General features: G+C 74.7%; 20 protein-coding genes and 1 tRNA gene. 15 read left to right on the top strand and 6 right to left on the bottom strand.

All coding sequences use genetic code 11. The annotated features are described in order from the left end of the window. Positions 1 to 136: 136 nt before the first annotated feature. Positions 137 to 544, bottom strand: a complete 408-nt coding sequence (locus ABEB07_RS03110) for a hypothetical protein (RefSeq protein WP_176149088.1) — start codon at positions 542 to 544, stop codon at positions 137 to 139. A 294-nt stretch (positions 545 to 838) separates the two neighbouring features. Here ABEB07_RS03110 and ABEB07_RS03105 point away from each other — a divergent pair, with 294 nt between their 5' ends. Continuing rightward, entirely contained in the window at positions 839 to 2,401 is a 1,563-nt protein-coding gene (locus ABEB07_RS03105; RefSeq protein WP_345666907.1) for a hypothetical protein, read from the top strand. Positions 2,402 to 2,683: 282 nt separating this feature from the next. Here the strand turns inward: ABEB07_RS03105 and ABEB07_RS03100 are convergent, their stop codons facing one another. Continuing rightward, positions 2,684 to 3,280 carry a histidine phosphatase family protein gene (locus ABEB07_RS03100; RefSeq protein WP_345666906.1) on the bottom strand — a complete coding sequence of 199 codons (597 nt, stop codon included), beginning with the start codon at positions 3,278 to 3,280 and terminating at the stop codon, positions 2,684 to 2,686. A 215-nt stretch (positions 3,281 to 3,495) separates the two neighbouring features. On the opposite strand from ABEB07_RS03100, the gene ABEB07_RS03095 reads away from it, so the two are divergent. From ABEB07_RS03095 to ABEB07_RS03055, 9 genes are all read left to right on the top strand, one after another. Continuing rightward, on the top strand, positions 3,496 to 4,521 hold the full coding sequence (locus ABEB07_RS03095; protein WP_345666905.1) for a phosphatase PAP2 family protein: 1,026 nt from the start codon (positions 3,496 to 3,498) through the stop codon (positions 4,519 to 4,521). Next, positions 4,439 to 5,680 (top strand): hypothetical protein, encoded by a 1,242-nt coding sequence (locus ABEB07_RS03090; RefSeq protein ID WP_425588942.1) that lies wholly within the window; start codon positions 4,439 to 4,441, stop codon positions 5,678 to 5,680. Before ABEB07_RS03095 ends, ABEB07_RS03090 begins: the two co-directional genes overlap by 83 nt. Then, positions 5,671 to 7,266: a hypothetical protein gene (locus tag ABEB07_RS03085; protein WP_345666902.1), complete on the top strand. Its 1,596-nt coding sequence runs from the start codon at positions 5,671 to 5,673 to the stop codon at positions 7,264 to 7,266. The genes ABEB07_RS03090 and ABEB07_RS03085 overlap by 10 nt, the downstream gene beginning before the upstream one ends. Continuing rightward, positions 7,263 to 8,630, top strand: coding sequence for an AAA family ATPase (locus tag ABEB07_RS03080; protein ID WP_345666901.1), 1,368 nt, complete (start codon positions 7,263 to 7,265; stop codon positions 8,628 to 8,630). The genes ABEB07_RS03085 and ABEB07_RS03080 overlap by 4 nt, the downstream gene beginning before the upstream one ends. After that, positions 8,627 to 8,773 carry a hypothetical protein gene (locus tag ABEB07_RS03075; RefSeq protein ID WP_345666900.1) on the top strand — a complete coding sequence of 49 codons (147 nt, stop codon included), beginning with the start codon at positions 8,627 to 8,629 and terminating at the stop codon, positions 8,771 to 8,773. Before ABEB07_RS03080 ends, ABEB07_RS03075 begins: the two co-directional genes overlap by 4 nt. Further along, positions 8,770 to 8,916 carry a hypothetical protein gene (locus ABEB07_RS03070; RefSeq protein WP_345666900.1) on the top strand — a complete coding sequence of 49 codons (147 nt, stop codon included), beginning with the start codon at positions 8,770 to 8,772 and terminating at the stop codon, positions 8,914 to 8,916. The genes ABEB07_RS03075 and ABEB07_RS03070 overlap by 4 nt, the downstream gene beginning before the upstream one ends. A 205-nt stretch (positions 8,917 to 9,121) precedes the next feature. Next, complete coding sequence (locus ABEB07_RS03065; protein ID WP_176149095.1) at positions 9,122 to 9,496, top strand: hypothetical protein; 375 nt, start codon at positions 9,122 to 9,124, stop codon at positions 9,494 to 9,496. Positions 9,497 to 9,703: 207 nt separating this feature from the next. Then, positions 9,704 to 10,348, top strand: coding sequence for a bifunctional DNA primase/polymerase (locus tag ABEB07_RS03060; RefSeq protein WP_345666899.1), 645 nt, complete (start codon positions 9,704 to 9,706; stop codon positions 10,346 to 10,348). Further along, a tRNA-Lys gene (locus tag ABEB07_RS03055) sits at positions 10,339 to 10,412 on the top strand. The genes ABEB07_RS03060 and ABEB07_RS03055 overlap by 10 nt, the downstream gene beginning before the upstream one ends. An 80-nt stretch (positions 10,413 to 10,492) precedes the next feature. On the opposite strand, the gene ABEB07_RS03050 is transcribed toward ABEB07_RS03055, so the two are convergent. Continuing rightward, on the bottom strand, positions 10,493 to 11,896 hold the full coding sequence (locus ABEB07_RS03050; RefSeq protein WP_345666898.1) for a M6 family metalloprotease domain-containing protein: 1,404 nt from the start codon (positions 11,894 to 11,896) through the stop codon (positions 10,493 to 10,495). Between the two features lie 476 nt (positions 11,897 to 12,372). On the opposite strand from ABEB07_RS03050, the gene ABEB07_RS03045 reads away from it, so the two are divergent. Continuing rightward, positions 12,373 to 14,316 (top strand): putative bifunctional diguanylate cyclase/phosphodiesterase, encoded by a 1,944-nt coding sequence (locus tag ABEB07_RS03045; RefSeq protein ID WP_425588941.1) that lies wholly within the window; start codon positions 12,373 to 12,375, stop codon positions 14,314 to 14,316. 27 nt (positions 14,317 to 14,343) lie between these two features. Here the strand turns inward: ABEB07_RS03045 and ABEB07_RS03040 are convergent, their stop codons facing one another. The 3 genes from ABEB07_RS03040 to ABEB07_RS03030 form a co-directional block, all read right to left on the bottom strand. Next, the gene (locus ABEB07_RS03040) at positions 14,344 to 15,429 is read right to left on the bottom strand and encodes an LLM class flavin-dependent oxidoreductase (RefSeq protein ID WP_164583964.1); all 1,086 of its coding nucleotides are present in this window, start codon (positions 15,427 to 15,429) and stop codon (positions 14,344 to 14,346) included. A 129-nt stretch (positions 15,430 to 15,558) separates the two neighbouring features. Continuing rightward, entirely contained in the window at positions 15,559 to 16,713 is a 1,155-nt protein-coding gene (locus tag ABEB07_RS03035; RefSeq protein WP_176149099.1) for a glutathione-independent formaldehyde dehydrogenase, read from the bottom strand. Positions 16,714 to 16,917: 204 nt separating this feature from the next. Next, complete coding sequence (locus ABEB07_RS03030) at positions 16,918 to 17,631, bottom strand: maleate cis-trans isomerase family protein (RefSeq protein ID WP_345666895.1); 714 nt, start codon at positions 17,629 to 17,631, stop codon at positions 16,918 to 16,920. A 107-nt stretch (positions 17,632 to 17,738) separates the two neighbouring features. Here ABEB07_RS03030 and ehuB point away from each other — a divergent pair, with 107 nt between their 5' ends. The 4 genes from ehuB to ehuA are packed head-to-tail and all read left to right on the top strand — an operon-like array spanning position 17,739 to position 20,881. Continuing rightward, positions 17,739 to 18,671: an ectoine/hydroxyectoine ABC transporter substrate-binding protein EhuB gene (gene ehuB, locus ABEB07_RS03025; protein ID WP_345666894.1), complete on the top strand. Its 933-nt coding sequence runs from the start codon at positions 17,739 to 17,741 to the stop codon at positions 18,669 to 18,671. Beyond that, a complete protein-coding gene (gene ehuC, locus ABEB07_RS03020) occupies positions 18,668 to 19,456 on the top strand; it encodes an ectoine/hydroxyectoine ABC transporter permease subunit EhuC (protein ID WP_345666893.1) in 789 nt (262 codons plus the stop codon). The genes ehuB and ehuC overlap by 4 nt, the downstream gene beginning before the upstream one ends. Continuing rightward, a complete protein-coding gene (ehuD, locus tag ABEB07_RS03015; RefSeq protein ID WP_345666892.1) occupies positions 19,453 to 20,103 on the top strand; it encodes an ectoine/hydroxyectoine ABC transporter permease subunit EhuD in 651 nt (216 codons plus the stop codon). The genes ehuC and ehuD overlap by 4 nt, the downstream gene beginning before the upstream one ends. Continuing rightward, positions 20,093 to 20,881 (top strand): ectoine/hydroxyectoine ABC transporter ATP-binding protein EhuA, encoded by a 789-nt coding sequence (ehuA, locus tag ABEB07_RS03010; RefSeq protein WP_345666891.1) that lies wholly within the window; start codon positions 20,093 to 20,095, stop codon positions 20,879 to 20,881. The genes ehuD and ehuA overlap by 11 nt, the downstream gene beginning before the upstream one ends. Positions 20,882 to 20,888: the final 7 nt, after the last annotated feature.

Below are 20,888 nucleotides of genomic sequence, written 5' to 3'. Positions count from 1 at the left end.
GCGGGCGGCCGCGGTGCACCGGGTGAGTGGCCGCGGTGGATCGGGCGAGTGGCCGCGGTGGACCGGGTGAGTGGCCGCGGTGGACCGGGCGGGCGGCCGCGGTGCACCGGGCGGCGGCCGCCCCGTCGGCGAGGGGTCAGCGGCAGCTGTCCGCCGCCGCGATCAGCCGGGCCGCCTCGCCGAGGGCGCGGCGCAGGACGGCGGGGTCCGTCGCCGGGTCGGCCTCCTCCGGCGGGAGCAGCCAGTCCGAGCCCTCCACCGGCGGCTCGGGCGCCAGCCGCAGGCCCCGCCCGTCGGTGCCGGTGCAGGTGCTGCCCGGCACGTCCCACGCCTCGGCCGTGCCCGCCGGCACCACGAAGCCCAGCGTGTCGCCGCCGTCGTCGTGCAGGACGGGTCCCACCGCCTCCCCCGTCCCGCGGCGCAGGATGTCGACCGCCTCAAGTCCCTGTCGCGCCGGCACCGTCACCAGGTCGCACCCAGTCTCGGCCGCCGGCGGCGGACACGGGTCGACGCTCCCACCGGTCTGCGTCCCGGCCTCCACCACGGATACCCCTCCTCGTGAGTCGACGGGCGGGGAGTCGGTCCGCTCGCGGTCCACTCCCGGTCCATGGGGTACAACGCCGCGGCACGTCAACGGCTACGGCCGAAGACAGCCTCAAAGGATGGCAGTTCATGGCAGATCACGGAGGGGATATCCGGTTTGTCGCCAAACACCGCGTGGCGGGCCGGACACAGCGGGTACGTTCGTGCTCGCCGGAAACAGGGTGGCACCGGGACGACCCGGACAACTCACCCCGCTTCCGGCATGGTTCGACGGTTCGCACGAGAGGGCCCGGCCATGGCGTCGTCAACGGTGACCTCGTCTCAGTTCCCCCGGCCACCGCGGCCGAATCTCGCCTTCCGGCGACTGCGCGGACCGCGCTCGCCGGCCGAGTTCGCCGCGATGGTGCGGCGGGCCGCCCGCGAGATCGGTGAGCGGGTCAGCTGTGACGCGCGCTACATCGGCCGGGTGGAGGCGGGCGAGATCCGCTGTCCCAACTACGCCTACGAACGGGTGTTCCTGCACATGTTCCCCGGCCGGACCCTCACCGACCTGGGGTTCGCGTCCCGCTCGTCCGTCCGCGGACGGACGGCGCGCGCCCCGGAGGACGACGCGCCCCCCGTGTGCGTCACGAGCCCGGAACGCGCCCCGTATGAAACACGGGGCGCGTGTCACCCGTATCAAGCCCACGACGCGCGAGAACCGCGGGAGGGCACGGCCCCGCCGCCCGGGCGGGATCGCGTCGACCCGCGGGCAACGCCCGACCCGCACGACCCGTACCCCCCGCAAGCCCCGCCCGACCCGTACCACCCGCACGAAGACCACGAGGAGAGCGACGTGCTGCGTCGCGCATTCATGACCCGCTCCGGCGCCACCGTGGCCGCCGTCTCGCTGGGTCCCCTGGGGCTCGCCCCCGACGCCTCCGCCGCCCCCGCGGCGGACCGGCCGCTCCGCCGCGCCGGCACGAGCGACGCGGGCGCCCTCGAAGAGGCCGTCCGCAGGATCCGGCTGCTCGACGACCGGCACGGGGCGGACGGCCTCTACCGGCGCGCGGCCGCTCCGCTGCGCGCCGCCTACGCGCTGCTGGACGCCGGCGCCACCCGGCAGGCCACCGCCGACCGGCTGCACTCGGGCGCCGGCGAACTGGCCATCTCGGTGGGCTGGCTGGCCCACGACTCGGGCCGCTTCGACGACGCCCGCTCGCACTACGCCGAGGCCCTGGCCACCGCGCGGATGACCGGGGACGCCGGTCTGGAGGCACACGCGTTCTGCAACACGGCGTTCCTCGCCCGCGACGCGGGCCGCCCGCGCGAGGCGGTGCGCGCCGCGCAGGCCGCCCAGCGGGCCGGCCGGGAGCTGGGCTCCGCGCGGCTGATGTCGCTGCTCGCGCTGCGCGAGGCGGGCGGCTGGGCCGGGCTCGCCGACCGCACCGCCTGCGCGCAGGCGCTCACCCGCGCGCAGGTCCTGTTCGGGCGCGGCCCCGCGGAGACCGACCCGGAGTGGATGACCTTCTACGGCGAGGCCGAGCTGGAGGGTCTTGAGGCGCAGTGCTGGTCCACGCTGGGCGACTGGCCGCGGGCGGCGCGGCACGCCCGGCGCGCGGCCGAGCTCCAGGACCCCCACTTCACCCGGAACATCGCGCTGTACACGGCCGAGCTGGCCGACGACCTCGCGCGCGGGGGCCACCCCGACGAGGCCGCGACGGCCGGGCTGAAGGTCCTGGACCTGCTGGACCAGGTCCAGTCCTCCCGCATCCAGACGATGCTGGCCGGGACGGCGCGCGTGCTGCTGCCGCACCGGCGGGCCGCCGGAGTGTCGGCGTTCCTGGAACGGCACGCCTCGACGCCGCGGACGGCCTGAGCACCCGGCCGGGAACGCCCGGCGCTCCGACCGGCCGCCCGGGACGACCGGCCCCAGGGCTGCCGCCCCGGACGGCGGGCCGTGGTGCCGGTGCCGACGAGTCTCCGGGCCGGTGCCGACAGGTCGCCAGGTCTCCGGGCCGGCGCCGGCGGATCCCGGGGCCGGTGCCGACGGATCCCCGGGCCAGTGGCGACGGACCCCCGGGCCGGTGCCCGGGACGGCGGGGCGCAGGGCCAGTACTGACGGCCCCCCCGGCCCCATACCGGCCCGCCCGCGCGGCGGTCAGGCCGCCAGGTGGCCGACTTCGTTCCAGTGGTGCACGGCCGGCTCGCCGTACGCCCAGCCCAGCACCGACAGAGACGTCGGGTTGAGGCGGAGGCGGGCCCCGAAGTCGATCGGCAGGCCGAGCCAGCGCGCGCCTATGGAGCGCAGGATGTGCCCGTGCGCGAAGACCAGCACATCGCGGTCCTCCGCGCGCGCCCAGGCCACCACCTCGTCGGCGCGGGCCGTCACCTCGGCCCGCGTCTCCCCGTTCGGGACGCCGTCGCGCCAGATGAGCCAGCCGGGCCGCTCGTCCTGGATCTGCGCCGGGGTCAGCCCCTCGTAGGCGCCGTAGTCCCACTCCATGAGCGCGTCCCAGGACGTGGCGCGGTCGCCGAAGCCGGCCAGCTCGCAGGTCTCCCGCGCGCGCACCAGCGGACTGGTGCGCACCTCGACGCCGGGCAGGCCGTCGTACGGCGCCCGGTGCAGCAGCTCGCCGAGCAGCTTGGCGCCGCGCCGCCCCTCCTCCAGGAGCGGTACGTCGGTCCTGCCGGTGTGCTTTCCGGACAGCGACCACTCGGTCTGTCCGTGCCGGACCAGCAGGATGCGCGGTGCCATGAGGAGCCTTTCCGGGAAAAAGTCAGATCTTCGGACGGAACACCTCCATCATCGCGCACGCTGGTCAGGGGCCGTCCACGGGCAACCCGGGCGGCGTTCCCCGCGTCTTCCTGGGCCGGGGGCGCTCCCCACCCGGGGGTGCGCGCACCGTAAAGTGGCACGACCGACCGGGGATCACCGGGCGCCGCAGCGACCAGAAGGGGGAGGGGCATCGGATGCCGCAGACCAAGGCACCGGCACCCGCACCACGCACCGAGGCCGCCCCGCGCACCCGGCTGCGCTGGTGGACCGAGCTTCCGCTGATCGTGCTGGTGTACGCCTGCTACTCGGGCGGGCGGCTGCTGGTCCGCGGTGACGTCTCCGGCGCCGTCGACCACGGTCTGGCGCTGCTGCGCTTCGAGCAGGCGCTGCACCTGAACGCCGAGCACCCGCTCAACCGCCTGTTCACCCGCGAGCCCTGGCTCGGCGTCCCGGCCGACTTCTGGTACGCGTCGCTGCACTACGTGGTGACGCCCGCGATCCTGGTGTGGCTGTTCCGCTCGTACGCGCGGATCTACCGCGCGGCCCGCACCTGGCTGATGACGTCGACGTTCATCGGACTGATCGGCTTCACCCTGCTGCCGACCTGCCCGCCCCGCCTGCTGTCGTCCGAGTACGGCTTCGTGGACACCATGGCCCACTACAGCTCCTACGGCTGGTGGGGCGGCGAGGCCAGCGCCCCGCGCGGCATGGGCGGCATGACCAACCAGTACGCGGCGATGCCGAGCCTGCACGTGGGCTGGGCGCTGTGGTGCGGGGTCATGCTGTGGCGGCACGGCCGCACCCGGTGGGCCAAGGCGGCCGGCGTCGCCTACCCGCTGCTGACCGCGATCGTGGTGATGGGCACCGCCAACCACTACCTGCTGGACGCGGTCGCCGGAGTGGCCGTGATGGGCGTCGGTCTGCTGCTCGCGCCGTTCGTGACGCGGGGCGCGGACCGGGCGCGTGCGCTGGTGACGGCCCGGGTCCCGGCCCTGGCCGGCTCCCCGGCGGGCGCGGACTCCGCGGCGGCCCCGGCGGGCTCGGGTTCCGCGATTGTCAGTGGCGGGTGCCAGACTTCGGCGGGTGAGCGAATTCCACGGCAGCGCGAATCACGGTTCGGGTCCGGAGCCGAACCGGGTGCCTCCCCCAAGGACGCGGGGGACGGCGCTCCCGGCTGGGGTGTCCCCAGCGAAGCCGAGAGTCTCGGGAAAGCTCGCTGAACTGCGCGGTCCTGGCGTGCCGGCCCGGGCGCTGGACGCCCGCGCGCTGGCGGCGCTGGCCGCGAACCCGGGTTGCCGGCGGCGCGCGCTGCTGGACGGCGCGGGGGTGGACAAGGCGGCGCTCGCGGGCGCGCTGGGCGCCCCGTCCGCGTTCGGCCAGTCCCAGTTCGCCCTGACCCGGGGCAACGCGTTCGAGGCGCGGGTCAAGGCGGACGGCGGCGCCGAACTGCTGCGGCTGGTCCACCAGCGGCTCGACCCGGCCGCCGAGCCGCCCGAGCGGGCCGGCTCCCCCGGTCTTCCCGGTCCCCCCGATCTGAGCGCCGCGGGCCCCGAGGGGCGCGCGGAGCGTACGGCGCTGGCGCTGCGCGAGGCGACGGCCGCGGGCTCCTGGACGCTGCTGGACCATCCGATGCTCGTGCTGGAGGTGGCCGGCTCGCCCGCCTTCCTGGAGCCGGACGCGGTGGTGGTGCACCCCGACGGCGGCTGGACGGTCGTGGAGATCAAGTCGTTCCCGATGCTGGACGGCTCCGCCGACGCGGCGAAGGTCGGCGCGGCCGCCCGGCAGGCCGCGGTGTACGTGCTGGCGCTGGAGCGCGCCGCCGCCCGGCTCGACCCGGCGCCGCGGGTGCGGCACCGGGTGCTGCTGGTGTGTCCGAAGGACTTCTCCAACCTGCCCACCGCCGCCGCCGTCGACGTGCGCAAGCAGCGCGCCGTGACCGCCCGCCAGCTGGCCCGGCTGACCCGCGTCCAGGACATCGCCGACGCGCTGCCCGACGGGACGTGCTTCTCCCCCGAGCTGCCCGCCGAGGAGCTGACCGCCGCCGTCGAGGCGGTGCCCGCGGCGTACGCGCCCGAGTGCCTGGCCGCCTGCGAGCTGGCCTTCCACTGCCGGGCGCGGTCCCGGGCGGCGGGCGCGGTGACCGCGCTGGGCCGCGCGGCGCGCGCGGAGCTGGGCGGTCTGTCGACGGTGGACGACGTGCTCGCGGCGGCCCGCGGCGAGGCCGGCGACCCGGACGACCCGGCGGTGGCGGCCCTGCGCCGGGCGGCGCGGCTGCGGGCCGAGGCCCTGGCCGGGCACCGGCCGGCCGGCGGCCCCGGCGACCGGGAAGCCCTGGACGAAGCCCTGGACGACGGGCGGCAGGGGGCGGTATGTCGCTGATCGCCACCCTCGCCCGGCTGGAGGCCGTGCACAGCGGGCGGGCGCAGCCCGGCGCGACCGTGCGGCACCGGCACCTGTCCGACCGGCCGCTGGTGTTCGTGCCGCTCACCACCGCCGGTGAGGCGGGCGCCCCGCTCGGCGCGCTGGTCGGCGCCGACCGGCGGGCGCCGCGCCTGCTGGCCGTGCCGCAGCCGCGCGACCGCGACCTCCGGTTCGCGTTCCTCGCCGAGCTGGCCGACGTCATGCTGCCCTACGTCGACTCCTTCGCCGGGGCGGTGGAGGCCGCCGAGCGCACCGACACCGACCCGGAGACCGGCAAGCGGGTCAAGGTCGAGGTGGAGCTGTGCGCGGACGCGCCCCAGCTGATCGTGCCGAGCCGTGCGGGCATCGAGTTCGTACGGCTGCTGGGCCGCTCCATGCGGTTCCGGCGCACCGCCGAGCAGGACCCGGAGGCCCCGCATCCGGCGCCGCCGAGGGTGCCGCTGCTGGGGCGGTGGCTGACCCACTTCGGGGAGCGGGCGCGGGTGCCCGGCTCCTCGCTGCTGCTGGCCCTGAGCGACGTCCTGGCCCAGCACTGGACCACCGGCCAGTCCGGTCTTGAGGACCAGCACCTGGGGGCGCTGCTGGCGTGGATCGCCCCGCCCGGGGGCGCCTCCGGCGCGGAGGCCGCGCTGCGGGCCGAGCTGGAGCGGGACGCGGCCGGCCAGCTGCGCTGCCCGCCGGCCGGTCCGGCGACCGACCCCGCCTTCGACAACAAGCTGCTCGCGCCCGCCATCGAGCGCTACGACCGCGCCCGCCAGGCCCTGGCCGCCGCCGAGGACGGCCTGACGGCCGACGACCGGCTCGGCGCGCTCACCGCGGCCGAGCGCGATGTCCTCGCGCTGGTCGAGACGTGCGCGCTGCCCACCTGGGAGAAGGTGTGGGACGGCCTCGACCTGCTGCGGACGCTGCCCGAGGGCGCGCACGTGGCGGAGCGCTGGACGCGGGACCGCTGGTCGTTCACCGGGCACCGCGACCGGATCCTCGCCGGGGAGCCGCCGCAGCCGCGCCGCGACGACGCGGTCACCGCGGCCGGCAAGCTGGCCGCGCGCGAGCGCGAGCAGGCCCGGCTGGACGCGCAGGAAGCGCTGGACGACCCGCTGGTCATGGCGGGGCGGCGGCTGGCCGGGGAGGCGTTCGCGGGCGAGGTCGTCGACGTCGTCATGGCCTACGGCGAGGGCAAGCGGCCCAGCCCGCGCCCGCTGGTGACCGTGCGCACGGAGGACCGGCCGCACCTGGCCGAGCGCGCCAAGGTGTACCGCTCGCTGGGCGGCCGGCCGCAGTCGGCGCAGTGCGTCGCCGAGGAGGACGAGGGGACGCTGCTCGTGCTGCGGATCCTCGACAAGATGGGCCGCGGCAAGGAGCCGGAGGCCGGTTCGGTGCCCGAGAAGGGCGACCTGGTGTGCTTCACGCTCTTCGAGCACGAGCAGCGCGGCGGCGCGAAGCTGCCCGACCCCGAGCAGACCCCCTGGACGCACGGCGGCCCGCCCGGCGAGGAGAGCGTGCCGGAGGCCCCCGACCCGGTGACCGAGGAGGACGTCCTGTGACCGCCCCCGCCCGACCGACCGAGGCCGGCCCGCGGCCGGCCCCCGACCCCGGTGCGGCCGCCGCCCGGGCCACCGCGGCGATCCTGCGCGACACCCTGCACGGCACGGACCGCGGGGTGGTGGTGGACTCGCCGCCCGGCGCCGGGAAGTCGACGCTGGTGGTGCGGGCCGCGCTGGAGCTGGCCGCAGCCGGACGGCCGCTGATGGTGGTCGCGCAGACCAACGCGCAGGTGGACGACCTCGTCCTGCGGCTCGCGGAGAAGGGGCCCGGGCTGCCGGTGGGCCGGCTGCACAGCAGCGACGCCGACCCCTACGACAAGGCGCTGGACGGCCTGGCGAACGTGCGCAAGTCCGCCAAGGCGGCCGACCTCGCCGGGCTGGACGTGGTGGTGTCCACCGCCGCGAAGTGGGCGCACGTGAAGGTCGACGAGCCGTGGCGGCACGCGATCGTGGACGAGGCGTACCAGATGCGCTCGGACGCGCTGCTGGCCGTGGCCGGGCTGTTCGAGCGGGCGCTGTTCGTGGGCGACCCCGGCCAGCTGGACCCGTTCACGATCGTCGGCGGGGAGCAGTGGGCGGGGCTGAGCTACGACCCGTCGGCGTCCGCGGTGACGACGCTGCTCGCGCACAATCCGGAGCTGCCCCAGCACCGGCTGCCGGTGTCCTGGCGGCTGCCGGCGTCGGCGGCGCCGCTGGTGTCGGACGCGTTCTACCCGTACACGCCGTTCCGCAGCGGCACGACGGCCGGCGACCGGCGGCTCGCCTTCGCGGTGCCCTCGGACGGCTCGGGGCCCGACCGGGTGATCGACGAGGCCGCCGCGTCCGGGTGGGGCCTGCTGGAGCTGCCCGCGCGGCACACCCCGCGCACGGACCCGGAGGCGGTGCGGGCCCTCGCGGCGGTGGTACGGCGGCTGCTGGAGCGGGGCGGCGCGGCGACTTCGGAGCGGTCGGCCGACCCGGCGCCGCTGACCGCCGACCGGATCGCCGTCGGCACGGCGCACCGGGACCAGGCGGCGGCGGTGCGGGCGGAGCTCGCGCGGCTGGGCGTCACGGACGTCACCGTGGACACCGCGAACCGGCTCCAGGGGCGGGAGTTCGACGTGACGGTCGTCCTGCACCCGCTCTCCGGCCGTCCCGACGCCACCGCGTTCCACCTGGAGACCGGCAGGCTGTGCGTCCTCGCCTCCCGCCACCGGCACGCCTGCATCGTCGTCTGCCGCGCCGGAGTGACCGAACTCCTGGACGACCACCCGTCCACGGAACCGGTCCAGCTGGGCGTGACGGTGAAGTTCCCGGACGGCTGGGAGGCCAACCACGCGGTACTGGCCCGCCTGCGCGAACACCGGGTGCCCTGGCGACCGTGAGCGTCCGGCTGACCGGCCCCCTTCGCCGGACGGAGTCCGGCACGCCGCCGGAGGCGGCCGATGGACACAGCCCGGACGGCTGGGAGGCGAACCACGCGGTACTGGCCCGCCTGCACGAACACCGGGTGCCCTGGCGACCGTGAGCGTCCGGTTGACCGGCCCCCTTCGCCGGACGGAGTCCGGCACGCCGCCGGAGGCGGCCGATGGACACAGCCCGGACGGCTGGGAGGCGAACCACGCGGTACTGGCCCGCCTGCACGAACACCGGGTGCCCTGGCGACCGTGAGCGTCCGGCTGACCGGCCCCCGGCCCAACGCCGCCCCCCTGACCGGCGGACCTCGCGAGCCCGGGAACATCCGGGGGCCGTCGCGCCTTGACCACCCCGGGGGTCGCCGCCGCTCGCCCCCAGGCCCCCTTGCGCTCACGCGAGACAATGGAGGGTGGCCCTTCCAGAAGGCGGCGCCATCCGAACCGTACGAGGAGGAGAAGACATGGCGGAGCCCACGCCGCGTCGCAACGAATCGCGGCTACGCCCCGCGCCCCTGCTCTTCGAGCCCGCAGCGGCCGCTGCCGACCCGGAGCACTTCTTCGACCTGGAGTCGATCGACGACCCCCGGGCGCTGCTGGAACGGGCGACCGAGCTGACGCTCGCGTTCCGGGCGGCGACCGACCGCGCGGTGGAGTTCCAGGCCGTCGCCGCGGCGCAGCTCGCCGACCCGCGCCGGTTCGACCGGCTGAGCGCGGCGGACATCGCCGAGCGGGCGGAGTGGACCGAGGACTACGCCAAGAAGATGATCGAGTTCGGCTGGGACCTGCTGCGCGGCACTGGGGAGAGCGTGCACGCCAACCCGTCCGACCCGCTGTGACGCCCCCGCGTCCCGCCGCCTGATCCGGCCGCCCCGCGCCCACCCCCACCGCGTCCGCCCGTACTGCGGCTCCGCGCCCGTGGAACATGCCCCGCGCAAGCGACCTGGCATATGACAGGCGGGCAAGATACTCCCTTCCTCCGGCGTCTGTCCCGATTTCCCGCGACCCTGGGGAACCGGCCGGGCACGGTCGGTAGATGTATCGGCATGAGCCGCACCCGCAACGAAGCGCACCCCGGTCAGTTCGACCTCGCCGCCGACCGCCACGGCGACCCCTGTGGGGTCACCCCGGACGGCGCGGCCTGGCTCGCCTCCGCCGCCGCCCACCCGCGCAGCACGCTCGCGTTCTGGCGGGAGCGGCCCGACGCGCCGGTCGTGCTGCCCTGCGGCACCGCGTTCGACGTGGTCAACGCGCCCGCGATGTTCGGCCGCCGGATGCTGGACCGCCTGTGGGAGGAGGGCCCCGGCGCCGGGCCGGTCGCCGTGCACCGGGACCGCATGCTGCTGTTCACCGCGCCGGGCACCGCCCACCGGCTGCCCTCGCTGCTGGAGTGGGAGGAGTGGGGCTCGCGCGGCCGCACGGACGGCGCGGGCCGCGCCGGGGGCGTGCCGCCGCTGCTGTGCCACGGCAACGGCGACGCGGTGACCGTCCCCGCGCCCGTCCCCGGCACCGGTCTCGGCCGCCGCGCGTCCCGCTGGCTGGTCGCCCCGGACACCCGCTGTCCGTGGCTGCCGGGCCCCGAGATCCTGCTGTGGGCGGCCGTGCGGGCGGCCCGGGACGCCGTGCGGATTTCGATTTTTCCTCCGGCCGATCAGGATGCTAGTGTCTACGACGTCAGCAGGCGCCGCTAGCTCAGTTGGTTAGAGCAGCTGACTCTTAATCAGCGGGTCCGGGGTTCGAGTCCCTGGCGGCGCACGTTGGAGACGGAGGGCCGGTTCACGGAAACGTGAACCGGCCCTCCGTCGTATCCGACTCGCCGTCTCGACACCGCCGGCTCAGGCGGGTGTGACCTTGACCGTGTACGCGCCCGAGGCCGTGCGGTCCTCCACCTCCACGCGGACGCCGTCGCCCGGCACCGTGAAGCTCTCGCCCACCTCGATGGGCGCGTCGGCCAGCGGCGGGTAGACCGAGTTCTCCCAGCAGGCCTCGGTGCGCGGATGGGCGTCGATCACCTGGACGGACCCGCCGCCCGACTCGGTCGTGCCGCGCACCCGGTAGACCAGCACTCCTTCCCGGCAGCCGGTCGCGTCGTTGCCGGTCGAGGTGCGCGCCTCGATGGCCAGCGCGGTGTCGCTCCCGGTCCGCACCACGGCCAGTTTCGTCCCGCCGCCCAGCCCGAACAGCGACCGCCCGCCGGCCCCCGCCCCGCTCCGGTCACCCCCGACGCCGTCCGCGCCGATCCCGTCCACACCGCCCCCACCTCCGCCGCTCGCACCGCCCGCGCCGCCCGTGGCACCCGCACCGGTCGGGCCGGCCTCCAGCGGCTCCAGGGTCAGCCGGGTCGGCCCGAAGCCCGTCACGCACGCCACCTGGCGCGGGTCCAACCAGCCGAGCCGCCACTTGTGCCAGCCGAACAGGTCCGGGGAGAGCGCGAACTGGCTGCCCATCAGGTCCCAGTCGCCCACGTAGGTGTCCCAGTCGCCCTTGTCGTCCGAGGGGCGGTGGTACAGGTCCGGCAGGTCGAAGACATGCCCGGTCTCGTGGGCGAGCACCAGCCGGTCCGGCGGGTGCCGTTCGAACACGGTCACCACCCGCCGCAGGTCCCGGCCGTCGGCCCGCAGCGGGGTGTCCAGGTTGACGACCTTCGTGGCGTCCGGGTCGACGCCCGGCGCGTCCGGGTCGGCCACCAGGTAGACGACGTCGTAGCGGGAGAAGTCGACCTGCGGGTCGGCGGCGGCGACCGCGTCGCGCAGATAGGCGGTGCGGTCGGCGGCGTTCCAGTCGCGGTGCATGGCGTACGCCGTGGACGGGCGCGGCATCCGGATCCAGTGCCGCAGCGGGTGCGGGCGCAGCGTGAACCTGCCGTAGGACGCGCGGGCGAAGAACTGGCTGGTGCCCGGGAAGTGGTCGGCGGCGAGTTCGTCGGGGGTGGTGAGCGGGGCCGAGTCGGGGAAGGACAGGAAGACCATCACGGCGTCGAGCGGCCGGGTCGGCCGGACGTAGGAGGCGTTCCAGGTGTCCACCCCTTCGGAGTGGTGCGCGGCGGTGCGGTGCAGCGCGCAGGGCGCGGTCGAGAACGGCTCGGCGACCGAGGGACCACTGAGGATGGAGGTGGCGGCGAGCGCGGAGAGCGTGGTGAACACGGCGGCGGTGCTGCGCAGTCGGGGCCGCGCGCCGGCCCGGTCCAGCGCCTTGAGGGCGTCACGGCTGAGCGCCTTCAGGGGGAGCTGACGCGGCACGGAGACCTCCGGGTGCGGTTCGCGGGGACACCGAACCCAGCCTGTGGGAGTTTGTAGCGGTACGCCCTGTTTGTCTGCACCGGAAGGGTGAGGGGACCACCTTCGGGAGGTACGGAGCCGTGCCGCGGGGCCGGGAGGAGCGACACCCCCGGGCCGTTCACGGAACGTCACAAGTGATCGGTGGCCCGAAGAACCTGTCCAGGTGCGGACAGAAACGATCCGTCAGGAGTGCGCGTGATCCGAAGAGACCGGCGAACCGCTGGCAGCGGCCCGGTGCCAACCTCTATGATCGGCACACTTTCCTGGCACTTTCCTGCGCGGACACGGGCCCGGCGGCCGTTCGTCACCCGGCCGACCACCCGACGAGACCGATACGAGAACCGAGTGCACTGCGGGAGCGAGCGGTGAGCGGAACGTCCGAGGGGCCGACGCCCGCGGTGGACCTCATCCAGCCGAAAGTCACACAGAGTGATGTCATGACGCCGTCAGGTGGCGAACCGGCCGCTGCCGTCGCTGTCGCGGGGGGCCGTGCGGCGCCAGTCCCCCCGCCCGGCCCCGAGGGCGTTCCCGAACCCGTCCCCGAGGCCGCCCCCGGCCCCGGCGTCACCCGGACGGCGGAGTCCGCCGGATCTCCCTTCCGCTCGGTCTTCGACGCCGCGCCCCTCGCGATGGCCGTCGTCGACCGCGAGGGCCTGGTGGTCAGCGCCAACGACACCTTCGGCGAGCTGCTCGGCCTGGAACCCGGCGAGCTGGCCGGGCAGGCGGCCGCCGAGCTGGTGGACCTGGCCTCCGACGCGCGCACCTGGCAGGCGTACCGCGCGGTGCTGCGCGGCCGGCGGGCCCGGCTGCGCTGTGTGCGCCACCTCAAGCACCCCGACGGCCACTCCCGGTGGGTCCAGGTCACCCTGGCGCCGCTGCCGGCCGGGGACACGCCGGCGGGCGCGCCGGACGGCACGCCCGGGACCGGGTCCGGCGCCGCCGCCTGCCCGCCGGGCGTCCTGCTGTCCCTCGCCGACATCAGCGTGCGCCGCGAACTCCAGTCCCGGCTGCGGCACTTGCGGATGCACGACCCGGTGACGCGGCTGCCCAACCGCACGCTGTTCTTCGAACGCCTGTCGGCCGCGCTGGAGACGGAGCCGTACGAGCGCGGCGGCACCGGCCGGATCGGCCTGTGCTACCTCGACCTGGACGGCTTCAAGGCGGTCAACGACACCCTCGGGCACCGGATCGGCGACCGGCTGCTGGCGGCCGTGGCCCGGCGGCTGACGGCCTGCGCGGACGAGGCCGGCTACGGCAGGGCGAGCGCCCCGCTGGTGGCCCGGCTCGGCGGCGACGAGTTCGCGCTGCTGGTGGAGGACTCGACCGGCACCGAGCAGCTGGCCGATCTGGCCGAGTCGGTGCTGACGGCGCTTCAGGAGCCGTTCGACGTCTCCGGCCGGCGGCTGTCGGTGTCGGCGTCCATCGGCGTGGTCGAACGGCAGGCGGCCGGGACCTCGGCCACCGCGCTGATGCAGGCGGCCGACACCACGCTGTACTGGGCGAAGGCGGACGGCAGGGCCCGCTGGACCCTGTTCGACCCGGAGCGCAACGCGACCCGCATGACCCGTCAGGCCCTGGTCTCGACGCTGCGCGCGGCCGTGGAGCGGGGCGAGTTCACGCTGGAGTACCAGCCGCTGGTCGCGATGGCGGACGGGCGGCTGCGCGGGGTGGAGGCGCTGGTGCGCTGGCGGCACCCGCAGTTCGGGGTGCTGACGCCGAACCGGTTCATCACCCTGGCGGAGGAGGACGGCTCCATCGTGCCGCTGGGCCGCTGGATCCTGGCCACCGCCTGCCGGCAGGCCCGCCGCTGGCAGCTGGAGCACCCGGACGAGCCGCCGATCTTCGTCAGCGTCAACGTCGCGGTCCGCCAGGTGTGGGACTCCGACCTCGTGGCGGACGTCGCCGAGGTGCTGGCGGAGACCGGGCTCGCGCCGCGGCTGCTCCAGCTGGAGCTGACCGAGTCGGCGGTGATGGGCTCGGCCGGGCGGCCGCTGGAGGCGCTGCGGGCGCTCAGCGACATGGGGGTGCACATCGCCATCGACGACTTCGGCACCGGCTACTCGAACCTCGCCTACCTCAGCCGGCTGCCGGTGTCGGCGCTGAAGCTGGACGGGTCGTTCGTCCGGGGATTCCAGCCCGGGCAGCGGGCGGGCGAGGCGGAGCCGCCGAGCCCCGCCGACGAGGTGATCGTGGAGGCGATGATCCAGCTCGCGCACCGGCTGGGACTGACCGTCACCGCCGAGTGCGTGGAGACCTCCGACCAGGCCAGCAGGCTGCGGCGGATCGGCTGCGACACCGGGCAGGGCTGGCTGTACTCCCGCCCGGTGTCCCCGGACCGCATCTCCGAACTCCTCGACGGCCACGCCTGCGGCCGCCGCTGAGGCGTCCCCGGGACGCGGCGAAGAACCCTAGTCGCCGGTGAGTCCGTAGGCGTCGGCGATGAGCTCGTAGGAGCGCAGGCGGGCCTCGCCGCTGTGCGCGTTGGCGGTGAGCATCAGCTCGTCGGCGCCGGTGCGCTTGTGGAGGTCGTCCAGGCCGGTGCGGACCTCGTCGGGGGTGCCGTGGACGACGTTGGCGTTCCAGGAGCGGACGAACTCCTCCTCCATCGGGCTGAAGTCGTACGCCTCGGCCTCCTCCGGGGTGGGGACCAGGCCGGGGCGGCCGGTGCGCAGCCGGACCATGTTCAGCGCGGCGGCCAGGACCTGGCGGCGGGCCTCCTTCTCGTCGTCGGCGGCGAGGGCGGCGACGCCGATGAGGGCGTACGGCGCGTCGAGCACCGCGCTGGGGCGGAAGGACTCGCGGTAGAGGTCGAGGGCGGGGAGGGTGTTCTGCGCGGAGAAGTGGTGCGCGAAGGCGAACGGCAGACCGAGCATGCCGGCCAGCCTGGCGCTGAAGCCGGAGGAGCCGAGCAGCCAGAGCGGCGGGCGGTGCGGGGACTGGACGCCGCCCGGGGAGGTGGCCTGCACCGGGCCGGGGACGGCGTGGATCCGGCCGTAGGGGTGGCCGTCGGGGAAGTCGTCGTCCAGGAAGCGGGTCAGCTCGGCGAGCTGCTGGGGGAAGTCGTCGGCGCCCTCGTTGAGCCGGTCGGTGCGGCGCAGGGCGGCGGCGGTGGCGCCGTCGGTGCCGGGCGCCCGGCCCAGGCCGAGGTCGACGCGGCCGGGGGCCATGGCCTCCAGGGTGCCGAACTGCTCCGCGATGACCAGGGGGGCGTGGTTGGGCAGCATCACGCCGCCGGAGCCGAGCCGGATGCGGTCGGTGTGGGCGGCGAGGTGGGCGAGGATCACCGCCGGTGAGGAGGAGGCCACGCCGGGCATGGAGTGGTGCTCGGCCACCCAGTAGCGGTGGTAGCCGCGGGCCTCGGCGAGGCGGGCGAGGGTGACGCTGGTGCGCAGGGCGTCGGTGGCCGTGCGGCCCGCGCCCACGGTCACCAGATCCAGCACGGACAGGGGCACGGGCGCGCTGCCCTGTGTCGTGCCTCGGATCTCGTCTGCCACGGGGTGCCTCCTGCGGTTCGCCGGCTGGTTGTCCTGCCCGGCGTCAACAGGAGACTGTCTCCGTTTGTTCCTCTCCTGCCCGTCCCGCCCGCTCGAACGGCTCGAACGACTCGAACGGCTCGGACACCGTCACGCCGCCAGGGCGTGGCCCGGGTGGAGCACCACCTTGGTGTAGCCCTCGACGCGCTTGTCGAACTTCTCGTAGGCCAGCGGGGCCTGGTCCAGCGGGAGTTCGTGGGAGACCACGAAGCTGGGCCGGGCGCGGCCGGAGACGATCAGGTCGCGCAGCTGGCGGTTGTACCGCTTCACGTTGCACTGCCCGGTCCCCATCTGCTGCCCCTTCTCGAACATCTTGCCGATGGAGACCAGCAGCTGGCCGTGCTTGGCGTGCTCGTCGGGGCCGCCCGGGTCGGCCGGGACGTACAGGCCCGGCACGCCGAGCAGTCCGGTCGGCCGTACCGTCTCGACCAGCGTGTTCAGGACGACGGCCGGCTCCTCGTGCCCCTCCTCGTGGTGGGACTGGGCCTGGTAGCCGACGGCGTCCACGCCCTTGTCGGTGCCCTCGCCGCCCGTGTGCTCCTTGATCTGGTCGGCCGGCTCGCCCTGGGTGAAGTCGATCGGGACGGCCCCGATCTCCTCCGCCTTGGCCAGCCGCTCGGGCACCCGGTCCACCACGAAGACCTGCGACGCCCCGCGCAGCAGCGCCGAGTACGCGGCCATCAGACCCACCGGCCCCGCGCCGAAGACCGCCACCGACTCGCCCGGCGACACCTGGGCCAGCTCGCAGCCGTGGTACCCGGTCGGGAAGATGTCGGCGAGCAGCACGAAGTCGGTCTCGTGCTCCTCCCCCGGCGGCAGCTTCAGGCAGTTGAAGTCGGCGAACGGCACCCGCAGCCGCTCCGCCTGGCCGCCGGTGTACGGGCCCATCGCCACGTATCCGTACGCCCCGCCGGCGAATCCGGGGTTCACCGTCAGGCAGAAGCCGGTCTTCCCGGCCAGACAGTTCTTGCAGAAGCCGCAGGCCACGTTGAACGGCATCACGACCCGGTCGCCCTCGGACAGCGAGACCACGCCGCTGCCCGCCTCCTCGACGATGCCCAGGTTCTCGTGGCCGAAGACGATGCCGGCCTCGGCGGCCGTACGGCCCTCGTACATGTGCAGGTCGGACCCGCAGATCGCACTGGACGTGACGCGCACGATCACGTCGCCCGGGTGCTGGATCCTCGGATCGTCGACGTCCCGCACCGCCACCTCGAAGGGCTTCTCATAGACGACGGCTTTCACCTTCGGTCACCTCCGCGTCGAAGCACCGGCCTTCACGGCGACGACGGGCCGCTGCCAGGGGGGACGCGCGGTCGGGCGGGGGCCGCCGGACCGTGCCGTGACCCCGGGGCGGGCTCTCGCCGCACCGCCGGACAGTTCCAGGTAACGCCCCCGGGCGAAGGCCCGCAACCCACCGCCCCCGCCCTCCGGCACACGTGACCCATGTCACACCTGCACGACCGGCTCCCGGGTGAACAGTGCCCCCAGACCGGGTGCGTTGACGCGCCGGTCGGTCAGCCGCAGCGCCTCCCACACGGTCACCTGGTTCGCGGTGAGGACCGGCTTGCCCAGCTCCTTCTCCAGGTCGGCGACGTGGGAGGCGGTGTGCAGCGCCGTGCACGGCACCAGCAGCGCCTGCGCGTCCGCCGTGTCCGCCGCCCGCGCCAGCCCCAGCAGCTCCCGCTCGCCCCAGCCGGCCACCTCGGCCGCCGTGGCCTGTCCGGCGCTGTGCGCGGCGGTCACCTCGACCCCGCCGGCCCGCAGGAACTCCGCGAACCGGCCGGTCACGTCGTCCGTGTAGGGGGCGGCGACCGCGACCCGGCGCACGCCGATCTCCTGCGCCGCGTGCACGAACCCGAAGGAGGTGGAGGAGGCCGGCATGCCGGCCGCCAGGGCCAGCTCGCGCACCTGCGCGTGGGCGTCCGCCCAGCCCTGCTCGAAGCCGCCGCGGGTGTCCGCCCACACCACCGCCTCCGCGCCGGACAGCCGCAGCGCCTCGACGCTCCGCTCCAGCCACCCGGCGCGGTCGCCGGCGGTCCGGTCCAGGTCGTCGTCGGCGCCGATCAGATCCACCCGGATGTCGCTGCCCAGGAGCTGTTCGATGCGGGGGTAGTCGTCCTCGGCGAAGTGGCCCGGGTAGAGGATTCCGAGTGCGGTCATGACCAGCCTTCCTGCGCGTGGTTGCTGCGGCCCTGTCCGTTCGGGTACCCAGCGCGGCCGCGGATTTCCTCGGCATAACCCGAATGCGTCTGGGTAGCGGCGCGCTCATGCCTCCACCTCATGCACATGACGCACCTGGGAACGTCAGACGGACACCCGGGCCCCGCCCCGCCCGCCGGTCGCTGCTCGCGGGGGTGGCGGCGCTCGGCGCGGTCGGCGCGGCCGGCGCTGCGGGGTGCAGCCGGGTGGCCACCGCGTCCGCCGGCGGCGGCGCTCTCCTGGACCGGCTCAGGGCCCAGGGCGTCGTACGGCTCGGCATCGCGGGCGAGATCCCGTTCGGGTACATCGACCGGAACGGCGAGCTGACCGGCGAGGCGCCGGAACTGGCCCGGGTGATCTTCAAGCGGCTCGGCGTGCCCGAGGTGCAGCCCGTGCCGACCGAGTTCGGCTCCCTGATCCCGGGCCTCAACTCCCAGCAGTTCGACGTCGTCGCCGCCGGGATGTACGTCAACGCGGACCGCTGCGCCCAGGTGATCTTCGCCGACCCCGACTACCAGATGCTCGACTCCTTCATCGTCCGCAAGGGCAACCCGAAGGGCCTGCACGACTACCGGGACGTCGTCGCGAAGAAGGCGCGGTTCGCCACCGGCACCGGCTACGCGGAGATCCAGTACGCGGTGGACGCCGGGTACGCGGAGAGCGACATCCTGATCGTCCCCGACCAGGTGGCCGGTCTGAACGCCGTCGAGGCCGGCCGCGTGGACGTCTTCGCCGGCACCGCCCTCACCACCCGCGAGGTGGTGAGGAAGTCGTCCAAGGCGGAGGCCACCGAGCCCTTCGAGCCGCTGGTGAAGGGAAAGCCGCACGTGGACGGCGGCGCCTTCGCCTTCCGGCCCACCGAGACCCGGCTGCGGGACGCCTTCAACACCGAGCTGCGCAAGCTGAAGAAGAGCGGCGAACTGCTCCGCCTCCTGCGGCCCTTCGGGTTCACCGCGGCCGAGATGACGGACCTGACCGCGAAGGAGCTGTGCGCCGGATGACCGCCGGACTGTGGGAACTCGTACTGCGGGGCCTGTGGACCACGCTCCAGCTGCTGTTCTTCAGCGCCCTGCTCGCCACCGCCGTCTCCTTCGCGGCCGGCGTCGCCCGCACCCACCGGCTGTGGATCGTCCGCTTCCTGGCGGGCTTCTACACCGAGGTGTTCCGCGGCACCTCCGCGCTGGTGATGATCTTCTGGGTGTTCTTCGTGCTGCCGCCCGCCTTCGGCTGGCAGCTGGTGCCGATGTGGGCGGGCACCCTGGCGCTCGGTCTGACCTACGGCGCGTACGGCTCGGAGATCGTGCGCGGCGCGCTGAACGCGGTGGACCCGGCGCAGCGCGAGGGCGGCATCGCGCTCAGCTTCACGCCCTGGCAGCGGATGCGGCTGATCCTGCTGCCGCAGGCCGTGCCCGAGATGATCCCCTCCTTCTGCAACCTGCTGGTGGAGCTGCTCAAGGGCACCTCGCTGGTGTCGGTCATGGGCATGGGCGACCTGGCCTTCAGCGGCAACCTGGTGCGGCTCGCCCTCCAGGAGAGCGCCGAGATCTACACGTACCTGCTGATCGGCTACTTCCTGATCGCGTTCGCGCTGACCCGGCTGATGCGCGGGCTGGAGAAGCGGCTGAAGCGGGGCATCGGCAAGGACCCGCTGGACGAGGCGGGGGCGCGGGCGGTGAAGCGGGCCGCGACCAGCGGCGTGGCCGCGCGCACCGCGACGACCGCCGGTGCCAGGACCGCGCGCACCGCGGCCGGCGGCGTGGAGACCGCGGAAGGCGGTGCCCTGTGACCTGGGACTGGGGCGCCGTACGCGCCTTCATGCCGCACTTCTGGGACGGACTGCTGGTCACCCTCCAGGCCCTCGCGCTCGGCTCGGTGATCTCCTTCGCGCTCGGACTGGTGTGGGCGCTGCTGATGCGCGCGCCCACCCGCTGGGTGCGCTGGCCGGTGGGGGCGGCCACGGAGTTCGTCCGCAACACCCCGCTGCTGGTGCAGCTGTTCTTCCTCTTCTACGTGCTGCCCGAGTGGGGGCTGACCTTCTCGGCCCTGACCACCGGCGTCTTCGCGATCGGGCTGCACTACTCGACGTACACGATGCAGGTCTACCGGGCCGGCATCGAGGCGGTGCCGGCCGGCCAGTGGGAGGCGGCGACGGCGCTGAACCTGCCCCGGCGGCGGACCTGGACCGCGGTGATCCTGCCGCAGGCGATCCGCCGGGTGGTGCCGGCCCTCGGCAACTACGTCATCTCGATGCTCAAGGACACGCCGATGCTGATGGCGATCACCGTGCTGGAGATGCTCGGGCAGGCGCGGCTCTACTCCCAGCAGCACTTCCAGTTCACCGAGCCGCTGACCGTGATCGGCGTGGCCTTCATCCTCGTTTCCTCTCTGGCCTCCTTCCTCCTGCGAGCACTGGAGCGACGTCTTGTCCGTTGACACCGCCAAGAACCCCGACCACGCCCCCGTCCCCGCCGCCGGCCCGGAGCTGGTCCGCCTGGAGAACGTGACCAAGCGGTTCGGCGACCACACGGTCCTCGACGGGCTCGACTTCCGCGTCGACGCCGGCAAGCACGTCACGCTGATCGGGCCGTCCGGCTCGGGCAAGACCACGATCCTGCGGCTGCTGATGACGCTGACCACGCCGGACGAGGGCACCATCACGGTGGCCGGGGAGCGGCTGTTCCCGGCGCCGGCCAAGCAGGTCCGGGAGATCCGCAAGAAGATCGGCATGGTCTTCCAGCACTTCAACCTGTTCCCGAACATGACCGTCCTCAGGAACATCACCGAGGCCCCGGTCACCGTGCTCGGCCTGTCCCGGGACGAGGCGGCGGAGCGGGCGCGGGAGCTGCTGGAGCTGGTGGGCCTGGCCGACAAGTGCGACGCGCACCCGGGGCAGCTGTCCGGCGGGCAGCAGCAGCGGGTGGCGATCGCCCGGGCGCTGGCGATGCGCCCGCAGGTGCTGCTGCTGGACGAGGTGACCTCGGCGCTCGACCCGGAGCTGGTGGCGGGCGTCCTGGACGTGCTGCGGGACATCGCCCGCTCCACCGACATCACCATGCTCTGCGTCACCCACGAGATGGGCTTCGCCCGCGACATCTCCGACCAGGTGCTGATGTTCGACGCGGGACGCGTGGTGGAGTCCGGACCGCCGGAGAAGATCTTCGGCGACCCGGAGCAGGAGCGGACCCGGGAGTTCCTGAGCGCGGTGCTGTGACCCCGGC

It is taken from the genome of Streptomyces similanensis (assembly GCF_039543625.1).
In the GTDB taxonomy this organism is placed as follows: domain Bacteria; phylum Actinomycetota; class Actinomycetes; order Streptomycetales; family Streptomycetaceae; genus Streptomyces; species Streptomyces similanensis.
Note: the sequence above shows the minus strand (reverse complement) of the source record. Positions and strands in the feature narration are given on the sequence as shown.